Here is a 15,243-nt window from a genome sequence, read left to right as displayed (position 1 = left end):
CCTAGAGCCCATTCAAACCGACCCGAGTAATTTGTACGATCATTTCCACAATTTTTTTGGCTTGATCCATACCACTACCAATAGATTTACATTCACGGAACATCTGAGGTAATAGTTTTTTACGAATATCCGCTTCAATATTTTGTGGATTAATTGAGTTTTCCGCTACAGAGCTCATCACAGAACTATCAACCTCAAAAGCGAGTTGAATCCACTTATCTTGATTCTGTTGATCTGTTATCGAGAATGCTTCAGGTAATAGTTTCTTGAATACACCATAATAAGCTTGAGCATGCTTATTACCACTGAACACATCAGGAATTTCATCTAAACGACGAGCTTCTACTTGCTCTTCAAACTCTCTAAAAAGCATGTGTTGCTTCAATGGGTGATCGAATTCTTTCTCTGCTTCTTCAATGACTTGACGTAACAGCTTAGAGAAAGCCTCCTGAGCATAAGGATCATCACGCAATTGCTGCTCAATCATCTTGGTTACACGAGTTTTGATGATATCCGTTTCATTTCGTGTTTTTTCTTCACTCCAATCTTCAGGCTGAGCTATTTTCCCCATTTTACCGACTTCATAAACCCCATCAGGGTCTTTAACTTCAATGCCCACAACATGCTTATCAATCAGTTTTTTGACTTGTTCTGCATACTGATCGTAGTCAACAGTCTCTCCAGCATCTCGTTTCACAATCTGACGCAAACTTGTAAATAGTTTGACTGTTTCTTTGTAGTGCTGACGATCTGCATCAGAAAAGCTTTTATCTTCAAAGAAGGTTGCTGACTGCAATGCAACTTTTAAACAACTTGCGAATTCTGTGAGTGCTTCATAAAAATCATCACGAACTTTTAAGTGAATATCGACTAATTCACCCTCACGCTCTTCAATACGAGGGACTAAAACTTGGCGTAACTGCTCTGGATCATTTTTATTTTTGACATCAGCAAAGATTGCCCAAAGTGCTTTATACAAACGAGGCAAACGTTTGTATTCAGAACTCATTTGCGTATATAAGCCTGTAAGATCATTAATATCATAGCCACCTTGGGTACGGGCAGCGAGATCTTGGTAATCAAGAATTGTGGCATCCAATTCTTTTAAAATACCTCGATAATCGATCAATAAACCAAACTTTTTCATTGGATGAAGTCGGTTTACACGAGCAATTGCTTGAATCAGATTGTGCTGTTTTAAATTTTTATCAATATAAAGAACAGCATTTTTAGGTTCATCAAAACCTGTTAAGAGCTTATCTACCACTATCAGTAATTTAAGTGAATCATCTTTTTCAAAACGCTCAATCACTTGTTTGGTATACGCTTGCTCATCCTGATTGCCGACATTCTCCTTCCACCATTGAGTCACTTCGGGGGTAGTCGATTCATCAACATCAGTATTTCCTTCACGGCTATCAGGTGGGCTCATCACCACAGCAGACTCAAATAAGCCCACTTCATCCAAGTACTTCTTGTACTTAATCGCTGAAGCCTTAGTGTCGCAAGCAAGCTGTCCCTTTAAACCATCATCAATATTTTTAACAAAGTGATTGGCAATATCTAACGCAATTAGGCGAATACGATCATCAGCAGTATAAATCTCACCTTTTCTCGCAAATTTACGTTTTAAATCTGCTTTTTGCTGATCGTTTAAACCTTCTGTAATCCGTTCAAACCACGTATCAATCGCACGTTCATTTACGTCTAAATCAGGGATTCGTTCTTCATAAAGCAAAGGTGTTACAGTCTTATCTTCTACCGCTCTCTGCATAGTATAAGCATGAACAATTGGTCCGAACTTGTTAACGGTCTTTTCATCTTTAAGCAATGGCGTACCAGTGAATGCCACGAATGCAGCATTTGGAAGTGCTAGTTTCATACGCACATGGTTTTCACCACCTTGACTTCGATGCCCTTCATCAATCAGGACAATAAAGTCTGAACTTGTATTAACACATTCAGGAAGTTTGGTTGCTGAGTTAAATTTCTGAATCAAAGAAAACATGATTCGCTCTGTGCCTTTGCCAATTTGTTCAGCCAAGCGTTTACCTGAAGTCGCCATGGCATTTTGCTTGTCTCTTTTCCCTGTCAGTTCGCCACCAGAAACAAAGGTTTTACTGAGTTGATCTTCTAAATCAACACGGTCAGTAACAACCAAGATACGGCATTGTTTTAAAGCCTCATGCAAGATCAAAGCTTTACTAAGAAAGACCATGGTAAAAGATTTACCTGAGCCCGTTGTATGCCAAATGACACCACCTTCGCGTCCACCTTTGCTGTTCTTCGTACTAATACGCTCAATGAGGCGTTTGATACCAAAGATTTGCTGATAACGGGCAACAATTTTTCCTGCTTTCTTATCGAAAAGCGTATATAGGCGAACCATTTCGAGTAGTCGTTCAGGCTTTAATAGACTAATCAGCAGTTGATCTTGACCTGTAACAGCTAAGTCTCCACCTGCAATTAGGTTTTCATACCAATTTAAGTCATCGACTGGACGATAAGAAAATAGGCTCTGTTTTTGTGAAGCAGTTAATTTATTATTTTTAAGCGCATACATCTCTGCATCAGAAATATCTTCTTCTCGCCACGCTGCCCAAAACTTAGCAGGGGTATTACATGTGCCGTAACGCCCTTCATGTCCATTTATAGAAAGTAGTAGTTGGCTATATGCAAACAGATGTGGAATTTCATCAGGTCGCTGATTACGAAGCGTCTGAGAAATGCCTTCATTAATCGTTGGACCTTTCTTAGCCTGACTATCAGGGCGTTTTGCTTCAATTACCCCTAAAGGAATACCATTTACAAAGCAAATGATATCGGGTCTTCGTGTATCTACACCACCTGAGCGTGTGACAGCAAATTCTTCAGTATATGAAAAGTCGTTGTTATGAATGTTATGCCAATCAATCAATGGAATCGTAGGGCTAACCTTTTTTCCATTCACAAATTCGGTGACAGGAATGCCATAGAATAAGTGGTTATACATTTTTTCGTTGGCAGTCAGTAGCCCTTCATTCAAAGCAGGACTACAGATTTCGGCAATTAAGTTATCAACTGATTTTGGCGATAGTGGATATTCTTTGCCTGCGAATGGAAAAGTACGCTTAGAGAGCTCTTTACGTAAAATTTGGCGTAAGACAACTTGGTCTTGTTTACCATCACGGGCAGCGAGTGCCTGTGATGGGGATAAGAATGACCACCCCAAACTCATTAACAATGTTAATGCGGGTATCTTAGCACTGTATTCTTCTTGAAACTTAATTGAGAGACCGTTCATATCAAACCAAAACATTTAAAATAAAACTGCGAAACATGCACTAAGATTTGCTTTATAAATAAAGCAGATAGCCATAACAATTAATACCACCAAGAACATATAAAAACTTAACGGCACTTTATCCCTAAAAAAACTAAAATTTTTCTGCTCATCAACCCATTCAATCTGATGTTGCCAAAAGAATTTATAGTGTGCATACCAATCACTGAACAATATTTGCTTACTCAGACCTACTGAATAATACTGACTTTCTAACTGCTGATATTCACTAATCAAATTCGTTAAATCATCAGAATCACTTTTACTTTGAACTGAGTAATATAAAGCTCTAAGCTGATTATAAATTTTAGTCAGCTCAACACCTGCCTTTTCATAATCACTTTTTTTTGCATCATACATACTGACATAGAGACCAACCACGCCAAGCACAGTGAAAGATGCTGAAAGAAAGCTTGTGGAAAGCTCCTTGAATGCTAAAGAATAAATACCGAAAGCAATTGATATAAAACTAATCCACCCTGGTGATTTTTCAACAAGATCATAAGTAGCAAAATGCTTCTTTGCTCCGAATCCAACGTTGTATCCCGTATCAGCAATACATTTAAGTAAATCATCTCGTTTCATATTTATTCCTCAATTGGTACATAAATGCGATCACGAGCTACAACTACACCGCTTTGAACGATGTAACATTCCACTATATGTTCACCATTAAAATCAGCGGTTTCAGTTTTTTGATTCTGCCCTAGATCCGCAACAATTTGCCCTCTAATACAATCTCGACTTTTTGCAGCCTCTCCACGATTCAAAACTTTCCATAAAACAGAATATTTTTGCTCTGGCAAACTGGAGGGCGTCCCATTTTTATCGATATAGAATCTAAGACTTCTTCCGCTATTTAATTTTTTACGATTTCTTTTAAAATGTCTTAAGAAATCTATGAATGCACCATGTTTAGTAATTTCACATTCTATTTTTAACGGATAACGTATATCTATTGGGTATTTATCCTCAATAAACTCTTCAGTATGTCTATAGCGTAACTCACCTAATGTCATTGATTTAACGATAGTAGTTGCTGCTTTAGGGAAAGAATTTCCATATACTTTTCGCCAATAATCATTAGCAGAACTCTTTCCTGCATTTTCAATAGCTTTAAGCGAATTCTCATATGCTTTTTTAGCTTTTCTTTGAAATTTACTTTTAACTTTGACATCCTGATTACTACCTAAAGCTTGATAGTGATCTTGATCGGGTTGTTCGGATAAATACTTAAAAAAGTCTCTACTTAAACAATCATATGAACTATAACTCTTGTCATCATAATTCGTAGTCGATTTCATAAAATTGTAGGCGAGTGTGTCTATTAATAGGCCTCCTATTCCCACTCCATGCTTATTTTTCCAAGCTCTAGCCATCTTACATAAACGACGCAAGTTTTTATTTTTTGCCTCATTCATGCTTTTCATCTCATCAATTTCAGCTTGTGGTTTAGTAATTTTCCAACTACCACCACTCTTCGTATCTGGATATTTATATGATCCATCCTCTTGCTTAAATACAGGCTGAACTTCGACATGAAAGTTCGTATATTGGACACATACGACTAATCGATCTACAAACACAGTTGTTCGGGGATAACGTGCAAGAATTGCCTCTTTCGTATCTTTTAATAACTTTGATTGACCGCCATTTTTATAATCATCCCATTTTGAAGATGGCATGATATACAGCATGTCCAAATCTGAAATACCTTTAATCGCAGTCCATCTTCCATAGGAACCAACTTGCAGTTGATACAATGTTTCCGATTCTGTATCTCGAAATTTTTTGTTTAATGCACCTGTTATCCCTTGATAACGCAACGTGATTTGTTCTTCATTTGTAACTTTGATATTGCTTAAAAAGTCTTGAAACATTTGGGAAATTGACATTACAGCCCTCAAATTTTAATTGTTGATAAAGTATTAAAAACATCCTTGCTTCTAAAGATCCATTTAATATTTAGTGACGCCAAATATGATCAATCAGCGCCAAATTTCACTTTTGCATTAGCTTTTATTGAGCTTAAAACTCAACTGATAACGATAAAACTCAATATTCTGAGCCACACTCAAAGCACGACGAATTCTTAAATCATCTTCTAGTGCAATGATGACACCTTTCACTTGCTGATCTGCCTCAGCTAATTCATCTTTGACATAGCCCATATAGCGTTGGATTTGCCCCACAACACGGTCACTTGCTCGACCACGTTTTAGCTCAACAACAAGCAATGTCTTCTTATCCTTACTGATTGCCAAGATATCGATAGGACCTGTATCAGATGGATACTGCTGACCGACCAATTGACCTTCTTCGGTATAAATGTCGTATATTGCGCCCAACTCAGTTTTAGACCAATTCTCTACCAAGAAATGCTCTAAATGCTTTTCTAAAGCAAAAGCTGTTGGGTCTTCGACCACATCATCAGGCTCGAGATGCTCAATCGTTTCTTTACCATCAATGAGAGATTTAAGCTCTTCTGCATACTTGGTTAGATTACAAACTGCACCCGCTGATCCCGATGAGTTCTTTAGCTCTTGAGACATCATTTCTCTAGGCAAAGTCTGTTCAAACCATTCGACTTTTCTGCGATGGCTTAGCTCACCAGAAGGCACGTAGTAATAGTCTGATATGACTTTACCCACTAAATAATGACCATCCCCACGAGGTGTAAGGATGATGTCACCTTGTTTAATGCCTTTTGAAAGGGTATGGAGCATGCCACATGCCAAACCTGCTGAAATTTTAGTTTTCTCAGGCAAAGCATTAAGATAAACAGGAATAAAGCGATGATTAAATTCACGCCAATCATCAGGTAAATCATGCGTTAAGTCTTGGTCAATGTTCCAGTTGGCGGCAATAAAGCCGCCCTCTAGAAACTCTTGAGCAAATACAGACTTCGCACCCGCCATAATGCGGTAATAGCTAGGCATCATTTGCATCATTAGGCAGCCACCTTGACACGTTTTTTACCTGTCAAAAGTTGTTGCATGAGTGCTTTTTTCTCTTGCTTTAAACATTCAATCTCATACTTTAAAGCATCAATTTCGTTATCCGCCAACGTTAAAACATGAGCTATGGTTTTTTGCTCTTTAATAGGCGCTAAATTGACAACATGATTTTTAATATCACCAGTAATCTGAGGCTGACCTGAACCAGTAATTAAATATTTTAAATCAGAGGAACCTAATACATAAAAAAGAAATTTCTTATCTACTGAAATACTTCCATCAACATTAATTACCATGGCATTACCTGTAATCCATGACTTAGGTGCAGTCCAATTAACTACACCACAGGTACTACCTCGACAAGTTACAGCTATTTGCTCTAATTCATGATTAAAATCTGAGTAATATCCAATAACACCATTAGCTCCATATACAGGGTAACCATCAGAGCTTAATTCAGATTGAGAAATTGTTCTCGGCTGATAAACTTTTGCAATGCTTCCCAAACTAAATCGTTGCCACTCCCCACTAAATCTCACCCCATTCTCATCAAGTAAACGTTTTTTACCCGTCAGCAATTGTTGCATCAACGCTTTTTTCTGCTGTTGGCTATTTTCAAGCAGTTTTTCAGTAGCCGAAATCGCTTGATCCCAAGTTGAAAGGATTTTGGCGATTTTTTCTTGCTCTTCACTAGGAGGAATCAATACATAAATCTTTTCGAGAGATGCTTTATTTAACTTATATCGCCCTGCACCCTGACGTGATAAATAACTATAAATATCACGATGCATAAAATAGTAATAAAACCATTCTCTTGAAGCTAAATCAGTTCCTTCAATGATATGTGCATGATTGTTTACCGTACATTTACCATCAACCAATTGTGTCATTGATTGTGATTTGTACTTTAAAAAGTGATCTCCATCTTCACCAATTAATGCAAAACTACCATCTTGCTCATATGTATCAATATAGTCTTGAATCTTTGTTGGTCCATAATAAGGATATGAACCTTGTTGGGTAGAACGAATTTCATCACTGATTGGTTTTCTTAGATCATTTCTGATTTTAAAAGCCTTAGCAATTGGTAAAAAGTTCCAACCTTTAGGAACATCTTTTATTCGAGCTTGCATCAAATCAAGCTCTGAATACTTATGCACCATAACCCAACTCCTCTAAATACTTCGCCATTTGCACTTCAAGCTCAGCAAGTTGAGTCTTTAACTGCTCACGCTCAGCACGTACAGCAACCAAATCAATCTCAGCTTCCTCTTCAAACGTATCCACATAACGAGGAATATTCAGGTTGTAATCGTTATCTTTTACTTCCTGCAAAGTCGCCAAATACGCATACTTATCGACGCTTTCACGAGCACGATAGGTTGCAATAATCTTGGCAATATTCTCTTCAGTTAAATTGTTTTGATTTTTACCTGACTTAAACTCACGGCTTGCATCAATAAATAAAACTGAATCATCAGACTTTTGCTTTTTGAAAATTAAAATGGCAGCAGGAATACCCGTACCGTAGAACAACTTCTCAGGTAAACCAATCACCGCATCTAATAAGTTTTCGTTAATCAACTTCTCACGAATCTTCCCTTCAGATGAGCCACGGAATAACACCCCATGAGGAACCACAACGCCCATACGACCCGTAACAGGTTTGAGCGTTTCAATCATGTGTGAAATAAACGCATAATCACCTTTGGTCTTTGGTGGTAAACCTCGACGGAAACGATCAAACTTATCATTTTCAGCTTGCTCATAACCCCATTTATCTAATGAGAATGGTGGGTTAGCGGTCACAATATCAAACAACATCAAGTCGCCATTCTTATCCAATAATTTTGGATTACGAATAGTATCGCCCCACTCAATTTTGTGGTTGTCTTCACCATGCAAGAACATGTTCATCTTGGCTAATGACCAAGTTGAACCAATCGCTTCTTGCCCATAAAGTGCATATTCTTTGCTATCGTGATTAATTACAACCTTACGACCACACTTCATCAATAGTGAACCAGAACCACATGCTGGGTCACAAATACTGTCACCTTTTTGTGGATCAAGTAATTCAGCAATTAAGTCCGATACTTCAGGTGGTGTATAGAATTCACCTGCTTTTTGACCACCACTGGCAGCGAAGTTTTTAATCAAAAATTCATAACCGTTACCAATGACATCAAGTGAACCCACACGGCTTGGTTTGAGATCCAACTCAGGCACAGCAAACACTTCTAAGAGATCTTTGAGAATGGTATTTTTTTGCTTTTCTTCACCCAATTTATCGGTATTAAACGAGATATCTTGGAAAACGCTTTTGCCTACATCTTTCAGCTTTGTGCCATTGGCTTCTTCAAGCGCATGTAAAGCCATATCAATGCGTTCACCATTGCCGGGCTCAAAGCGACGCTCATGCAAGGTATAGAAATTAGATTCACGAGGCAGTACAAAACGCTCGTTTTTCATCATTTCTTCAATCAGCTCAGGTTCATCACCATATTCGTTTTTATAATTGTCGTAGTGGTCTTGCCATACATCAGAGATGTACTTTAAGAACAGCATTGTCAAAATATAGTCTTTATAGGTATCTGCACTCACCGTGCCACGGAATACATCACATGCCGACCAAAGGGCTTTATTGACGGTATCTTGATTAATTTGAGTAACCATTATTTGTTTCCTTGGAGCAGTTGTTTAAACATGCCCATCATCATTTGTTCACGATTTTTAAGTAATTGCTGAGTCAAGATCTGCTCTTGCTCCCAAAGACGGTTTAATTCGATTATGCGTTGCTGAATGTCCAAGCTAGGGACTTCAACCTCAAATTGGCTGACTGTTGATACACTAAGCATCGGCATCTTAGAACCCTGACTTTCTTTGCGTAACTCGTATTGCACTTTAGGTTGGTTTAAGTACCAGCATAAGTATTCAGGCACTACATTTTGATTTGGCATTAGAATCAAAAACTGACTACTCACAATTAAGGGTAATACTTTTGATTGATCTTGATTACCCACAAAATAATGGGCTTTGAGATACTCTCCACGACAGGGCAACAACACAGATTGAGGTGATACAATTGCATTATCTTTACCTCGCCAATCAATTTGCGGTAAGGCATCAGCAAAAAGTGTATAACCACATGTATCCATTGCAATGCTACGAATATCTTTGATCTGCAATACGTGGGCATTGCCTGACTCGACTTCTTCAACCTTTTCACGAAATGTAAAACCTGTGCGGATCTCTGCAAGATCACTCAGTTTTATGAATCTCTTAAACTTTGCCATAGATATTTACTCTGAAGGGGGTTGAGCCATCCTTGGCTTAGACTATTAGCTAGCTTTGCTTAAGTTTTCTTGAAGCCAATTAGTCACATCTTTCATTCCCTCTGAATCAAGGTTGTACCAAGATGCTTCATTTAGTAAGCGGGTCACCAATAGTCCATCATCACTATCCATAACTTTGAAGAGCTCCTCTGCAATTTGTGGCGCTGTTTTTTCAGAGGCAATTAACCAACATGACTCTAATGGATGGCACCAATTTGGATAAGATTGAATCTTTTTGTACAGCTCATCATAGTTACGTTGCTTACGCAGGTCGTAATTGATCTGATATACTTTCATTTGTTCTTAACTCCTAATGTTTAGTCGCGTTAATAGTTTTGAATTCGATGACAGGCGGCCACCTGTCATCACTATTTTTTTTTACAGTAGAACGATTATGCAGTTCAGCCTAAAGCTGATGTTAGGTTGAATTTTAGGTTATGTCAAATTTATTTTTTGCAGTAGACGATCTATGATTCACGAAAAAAAGGGATTCTTGCTGATTAGACTTAATTTGAAGTTCGAGTATAAGAGAAAAATTCTAACTAATTCATAGATATAAACACTTAATTTTTTAATAAAGCTTATATCTTCATTTCTTACTCTCTCTCCACCTATTAATTTTATGGGGTCATTTAATTATTATGAGTTGGAATGCTAAAATTTTAGATGTAGCGTGATCTCTTCGTTGGCATTAAATTTCATAGATTTTATTTATGATAAATTACACTAAATCATAAAAAGCATTCTAAATTTCAAGGATCAAACTTCTCGTAGCAAGTCGCCCGTATCAAAAAACAGATAGAATTCATCTTAGAACTATTCAAAAATCTTAAATAATTAAAATCCAGCTTAGGTTGTTAGCATTCACACGAAAATAAGTTCATATCAAACATTTGTCCTAATAATATTTAAAACACAAATTTGAGATTCTAAATAAGTCAGTTTTTGCTGACTTTTCTTTTTAAACTGAAGGATAGTGTCTTTTAAGATAGGATACTCTTTCATATATTTATCAAAAAAGTTAATTTCTAGACGGATTTTTTCTATATTTAAATTTACTTCAGCAAATTCACTTTTCAATTTATCCTTAAAATCAATCGTAATATCTTGTTTTAACAAAAAATTATTTAGCGATGAAACTGAGTAATTTGAAGTATATCTGTAATTATGATGAGTACGCTTAAGAATCATCAAATCACAATTTACTAGCTCCCTTATAATACGATATGTACGTTGATAACTATTATTCGACGAAAACTCTGGGTTTTCTTTTTTAAAACCATTAAAAATTTCTTTAAACTCACTGTCTCTAAAATTTTGATTCGACAGATATTCAACCAAATGATAACTAAGTTTATGATTTAATGACATAAAATAAAACACCCAGTGTACAATAATAAAAAATATCCCATTTTGGGATATTTATGAAGATAGTACAACATTTTGAGCCATGAGCTCAATACATGATCCTAGGTATAGGAAAGTTATTAACGAATTAATAGGACTACGTGAGTCGAAAAAAATAACTCAGGTACAGTTAGCTTCGTCTTTAAAAAAGCCTCAATCATATGTGGCTAAAGTTGAGAATTTTGAAAGAAGATTAGATTTCATCGAACTTTATGATTGGTTGAATGCCATTGATAGCAATTTCATCACTTTCTTTTCAGAATACTTTTCTGAATAATCTTAATTTAATTAAATTCTTGCACAGTCTGTTTCGTGCATTGAAGAAGTCTAATGAGTTTTAATACACCTAACTTTTTCAATTAACTACAGATGTGTCTCATTTGATATTTGAATCTTCTAAATTGAACTTAAAGCAATATTTCAGTTTTGTATTTAAAAAAAATAGTAGTTACAATCTCTGCTCTTATTTGACAATCATTTTATTAATTAGGAAAACGAGCCATATTGGCAAAGAGCAGGAAGATGCTGAACGCGATGCCATGCTGATTGCAGCAGGCTATACCGTGATTCGATACACCCAGATTCCGACTATCAGACAACTGCAAAGGGATTTAAAATAAATTAAGCTGCAATTTCGATATTTCTCGCTGCAGCTTGAATTGGATTAATCAAAGCCTCCTGCTCCGCTTTTAATTTCTCGGCAGCTTTTCATGCTTCAAAACTAACCTATCCTCGTCCAATTTAGCGTCTCATCACAAGCATTCTCAGTTAAACCTGCCTTTCTGCAGGATTAGGGTGATAAAGTTTAAATTATCGCTCTATAATCCTTTCGAAAACAAAATATAAGTCAGATGACCTGATTGGCCTGTTCCATTTCTGGCCATCATCACCTTGCTTATTTTTGGCGTTGTTTTTTTATTCAGTGATCGTTTATTTATGCAAAATTCTATTCGTATTGGTATCGCGGGTTACGGTAATCTTGGCCGCGGTGTTGAAACTGCCATCCAGAAAAATCCTGATATGCAGCTTGTCGGTATTTTTACTCGCCGCTCACCAAGCAGCGTCTCTCCTTGCTTTGCAGAAACTCAAGTGTATAGCATGGATGCACTATTAAATGAGTTTAGCGATAAAATTGATGTGCTGATTCTTTGTGGCGGCTCTAAAGATGACTTGCCACAACAGGCGCCTATCTTTGCAAGTAAATTCAATACTGTAGATAGTTTTGATACGCATGCACGTATTCCGGAATACTATGCTGCAGTCGATGCACCCGCCCTTGCTAACAAAAAAACAGCCATGATTTCTATTGGCTGGGATCCTGGCATGTTCTCGATTAACCGTTTATTTGGTGAAGCGCTATTACCAGATGGCGAAACTTATACTTTTTGGGGTAAAGGCTTAAGCCAAGGCCATTCGGATGCGATCCGCCGTGTACCTGGGGTGAAAGCTGGTGTTCAATATACCATTCCATCCACTGATGCTATTGAACAAGTCCGCAGTGGCGCACGACCTGAGTTAAGCACCAAAGATAAACATCATCGTGACTGTTATGTGGTCTTGGAACAAGGAGCTGATGCAGCAACAGTTGAACAAACCATCGTCAGCATGCCTGATTATTTTGCAGATTATAATACGACTGTGAATTTTATCAGTGAGGAAACTTTACTGAAAGATCACCAAGATATGCCACATGGCGGTTTTGTCATTCGTAGTGGTAATACCAGTGATGCACAAAAACAGGTGATTGAGTTTTCTTTAAAGCTGAATAGCAATCCAGAGTTTACTGCAAGTGTTCTAGTGGCTTATGCCCGTGCCTGCTACCGTCTGAATCAAACTCAGCAATATGGTGCCAAAACAGCCCTAGATGTAGCACCTGCCCTACTTTCAATTAAATCTTCAGAACAATTGCGCAAAGAATTGCTTTAAGATGATTTAAATATAGCCACCGATCGGATGATGGGTGGCTATATTTTTCCATTCTAGAATACAGCTTGCCTAATTACTAAGTATCGAATATCTACAGTCAAATCATCGTTTGCAGAAACCCATGCAACTATCTACTACACAGACATTTGCAGTATTAGACAAGTGCAAAGGGATTTTAGATAGATTAAGGTGCTGTTGCACTACTTTCAGACGCAGCTTGAGTTGAATCTGCCTTAACATCCTGCTCTGCTTTGAGCTTTTCCGCAGCTTCTCGTGCTTCAATACGCGCAATCATATCTGTCTGCTGCTGCTTGTATTTTTCCTGATTTTTAGCATCACTATTCACTGCAAGAAATGCCATACTAATTAAAAATACCGGAATACAAAGTGCAAGCGTACCGAAGATCAATAGCTTTTTGACACTGCGGGGCTGTGGCTGCTCGGACATAACAAACCTGCTTTAATTTCGTCATTTAATTACACTGCCCAATATAACAAAATAAAGTCATAGCTCAAGCCTTATAGATTAGGCAATAACAAAAGCATCCTTATAGGACGCTTTTTTCTCAGTCGATAGACAGTCACTACCTCAAAGCCAGTAGTATTCCTGCAAAAATAATCAGTCCAATCCAGCGGTTATGCCTAAACGCCCAGAAACACAAATGTGGATTTTTATCTCGAGTTTTAAACCATTGGTAAATAAAATCGAGAGTGACAACAATTAATGCAGCCAAACCAAATGGAATCAGTAAATTTTCTAGCCAAAGTGCTACAGCAATCAAAAGAATACTAATGGCCTGCAAAGCGCTAATGATCTGAATATCATATCGACCAAATAAGATCGCGGTTGATTTCACCCCAATCTTTAAATCGTATTCACGATCTGCAATTGCATATTGGGTATCATAGGCTACGGTCCAGGCCAGATTACCAAAATATAGAAGCCAGCAGGTTAAATCCGGCGTTTGTCCAACTGCGGTATAAGCCATCGGAATCGACCAGGAAAATGCTGCACCCAAAAAGACTTGAGGTAAATGGGTATAGCGCTTCATAAAAGGATAAATAAACGCTAAAAATAAAGCCCCAAATGACCAGTAAAAAGTTTCGATTGGCAGAAAAAATAGCAAGCAGGCACTGGCAGCCACCAAAACCAGAAATACCATTACGGCCTCTTTGGCACTGATAATCCCGGTCGCTAATGGGCGGTTTTTAGTACGCTCCACATGTGCATCGACTTTACGGTCAGCAAAATCATTAATGGCACAGCCTGCCGCCCGCATAAAAATCACACCCAAAATCATGGGAATTAAAATTTCAATACGTGGCATGCCCTGAGCTGCAATCCACAGCGCCCACATGGTAGGCCAAAAAACCAGTTCAGTCCCAATCGGTTTATCAAAACGACAAAGATAATAATAGGCGCTAAGACGCTCACGCCAGGTGATTGCTTGTGCGGTTGCCATAAAAATCAAGCCCGTGAATTTTGTATAAAGTGTTCAAATGCCGGTAAAAATGTTTCTTGTACGATAAATTTACAGCCGTGCCAAGTATAGCAGCTCTGACGGGTCCAGCCCTCATCTAAAAGTACCACCCGGCGCTGGCACAGTGGATTAGTGCGCTGAAACAGAAACCAGCCAATCGGTTTGGTGCCAATATGCTGAAAAATTCGGGCTTTTTTTTGCAGGCTTAAAATCGGAAAGATGCTTTTGGCTTTCACCCAAGGAGACTGTTCCGAGCCGTAGAGATAACTTTCACGCACCCAGGAAGTATGCTGATGTGACATCTGCATCCATTTGGCATTGGCAAAGCTTAAACGCTGAAAATGCTCTTGAATTGGCTCGACATGGAATTGTCCTTGCGCCAAATCGGTCAGTTGTTGCGTGAGTGAACCCGATGCATACAGCCACGGTTTTAACTCAACAGGCAGAGTTGACAGCAGCACACGCTGATTTTGATTTCTAGAACGACTATTCATTGTTAACAGTTATCTGTTTTTGCAATGATTTCATATTTGCCTTGTGGGGTTTTAATTAAAATAAAACCTTCAGCACTCAAATAAAATGATTCTGGATAAGCATAATCCAGCGCTATTTCAGGATTTTTCAGCGCCACAAATTGAGCCTGCTTATAACCCTCGGGAGTCCGCCCCACTTCAAGATAAGTCACTTCAGAGAAGTTCAACTTAAAACCTTTGTTATGATCTTTTGGATCAATCCATGGATAAAAGCTGGTGTGCTTTTTACGTTGTGCCATTTAAGCCCATCAATCATTTAAAATTATAAATAGATGATACAAA

At 37.9% G+C, this 15,243-nt stretch carries 15 protein-coding genes and 1 pseudogene; 3 read left to right on the top strand and 13 right to left on the bottom strand.

The features are described from left to right. Window position 1: 1 nt before the first annotated feature. The 9 genes from I6L24_RS09200 to I6L24_RS09160 form a co-directional block, all read right to left on the bottom strand. On the bottom strand, window positions 2-3,283 hold the full coding sequence (locus tag I6L24_RS09200; protein ID WP_216985941.1) for a type I restriction endonuclease subunit R: 3,282 nt from the start codon (window positions 3,281-3,283) through the stop codon (window positions 2-4). A gap of 15 nt (window positions 3,284-3,298) precedes the next feature. Beyond that, window positions 3,299-3,907, bottom strand: a complete 609-nt coding sequence (locus I6L24_RS09195) for an SLATT domain-containing protein (protein ID WP_216985940.1) — start codon at window positions 3,905-3,907, stop codon at window positions 3,299-3,301. A 2-nt stretch (window positions 3,908-3,909) separates the two neighbouring features. Continuing rightward, window positions 3,910-5,217 carry an SMODS domain-containing nucleotidyltransferase gene (locus I6L24_RS09190; RefSeq protein ID WP_216985939.1) on the bottom strand — a complete coding sequence of 436 codons (1,308 nt, stop codon included), beginning with the start codon at window positions 5,215-5,217 and terminating at the stop codon, window positions 3,910-3,912. 117 nt (window positions 5,218-5,334) lie between these two features. Next, the gene (locus I6L24_RS09185) at window positions 5,335-6,273 is read right to left on the bottom strand and encodes an endonuclease NucS domain-containing protein (protein WP_216985938.1); all 939 of its coding nucleotides are present in this window, start codon (window positions 6,271-6,273) and stop codon (window positions 5,335-5,337) included. Continuing rightward, complete coding sequence (locus I6L24_RS09180) at window positions 6,273-7,442, bottom strand: restriction endonuclease subunit S (RefSeq protein ID WP_216985937.1); 1,170 nt, start codon at window positions 7,440-7,442, stop codon at window positions 6,273-6,275. The genes I6L24_RS09185 and I6L24_RS09180 overlap by 1 nt, the downstream gene beginning before the upstream one ends. Then, window positions 7,432-8,955: a type I restriction-modification system subunit M gene (locus I6L24_RS09175; RefSeq protein ID WP_216985936.1), complete on the bottom strand. Its 1,524-nt coding sequence runs from the start codon at window positions 8,953-8,955 to the stop codon at window positions 7,432-7,434. Before I6L24_RS09175 ends, I6L24_RS09180 begins: the two co-directional genes overlap by 11 nt. Continuing rightward, window positions 8,955-9,575, bottom strand: a complete 621-nt coding sequence (locus I6L24_RS09170; RefSeq protein ID WP_216985935.1) for a restriction endonuclease subunit S — start codon at window positions 9,573-9,575, stop codon at window positions 8,955-8,957. The genes I6L24_RS09175 and I6L24_RS09170 overlap by 1 nt, the downstream gene beginning before the upstream one ends. 45 nt (window positions 9,576-9,620) lie before the next feature. Next, on the bottom strand, window positions 9,621-9,911 hold the full coding sequence (locus tag I6L24_RS09165) for a hypothetical protein (protein ID WP_216985934.1): 291 nt from the start codon (window positions 9,909-9,911) through the stop codon (window positions 9,621-9,623). 588 nt (window positions 9,912-10,499) lie between these two features. Further along, window positions 10,500-10,985 carry a hypothetical protein gene (locus I6L24_RS09160; protein WP_180176606.1) on the bottom strand — a complete coding sequence of 162 codons (486 nt, stop codon included), beginning with the start codon at window positions 10,983-10,985 and terminating at the stop codon, window positions 10,500-10,502. A 79-nt stretch (window positions 10,986-11,064) separates the two neighbouring features. Between I6L24_RS09160 and I6L24_RS09155 the strand changes: the two genes are divergently transcribed. From I6L24_RS09155 to I6L24_RS09145, 3 genes and pseudogenes are all read left to right on the top strand, one after another. Next, the gene (locus I6L24_RS09155) at window positions 11,065-11,298 is read left to right on the top strand and encodes a helix-turn-helix domain-containing protein (protein WP_180176605.1); all 234 of its coding nucleotides are present in this window, start codon (window positions 11,065-11,067) and stop codon (window positions 11,296-11,298) included. 181 nt (window positions 11,299-11,479) lie between these two features. Continuing rightward, window positions 11,480-11,641: pseudogene (locus I6L24_RS09150) on the top strand (DUF559 domain-containing protein); the annotation flags it as partial. 316 nt (window positions 11,642-11,957) lie between these two features. Further along, window positions 11,958-12,947: a diaminopimelate dehydrogenase gene (locus I6L24_RS09145; RefSeq protein WP_004279649.1), complete on the top strand. Its 990-nt coding sequence runs from the start codon at window positions 11,958-11,960 to the stop codon at window positions 12,945-12,947. 184 nt (window positions 12,948-13,131) lie between these two features. On the opposite strand, the gene I6L24_RS09140 is transcribed toward I6L24_RS09145, so the two are convergent. The 4 genes from I6L24_RS09140 to I6L24_RS09125 form a co-directional block, all read right to left on the bottom strand. After that, window positions 13,132-13,395: a hypothetical protein gene (locus tag I6L24_RS09140; protein WP_004279647.1), complete on the bottom strand. Its 264-nt coding sequence runs from the start codon at window positions 13,393-13,395 to the stop codon at window positions 13,132-13,134. Between the two features lie 136 nt (window positions 13,396-13,531). Then, window positions 13,532-14,410 carry a 4-hydroxybenzoate octaprenyltransferase gene (ubiA, locus tag I6L24_RS09135; protein WP_004279645.1) on the bottom strand — a complete coding sequence of 293 codons (879 nt, stop codon included), beginning with the start codon at window positions 14,408-14,410 and terminating at the stop codon, window positions 13,532-13,534. A gap of 5 nt (window positions 14,411-14,415) precedes the next feature. Beyond that, window positions 14,416-14,922, bottom strand: a complete 507-nt coding sequence (locus I6L24_RS09130) for a chorismate--pyruvate lyase family protein (protein WP_004279643.1) — start codon at window positions 14,920-14,922, stop codon at window positions 14,416-14,418. A 2-nt stretch (window positions 14,923-14,924) separates the two neighbouring features. After that, window positions 14,925-15,200: a hypothetical protein gene (locus tag I6L24_RS09125; RefSeq protein WP_004279642.1), complete on the bottom strand. Its 276-nt coding sequence runs from the start codon at window positions 15,198-15,200 to the stop codon at window positions 14,925-14,927. Window positions 15,201-15,243 lie beyond the last annotated feature (43 nt).

Source organism: Acinetobacter lwoffii (assembly GCF_019048525.1).
Lineage (GTDB): Bacteria > Pseudomonadota > Gammaproteobacteria > Pseudomonadales > Moraxellaceae > Acinetobacter > Acinetobacter lwoffii_K.
The sequence above is the reverse complement of the archived record's forward strand: the minus strand, read 5'-3'. Positions and strand labels throughout refer to the sequence as shown.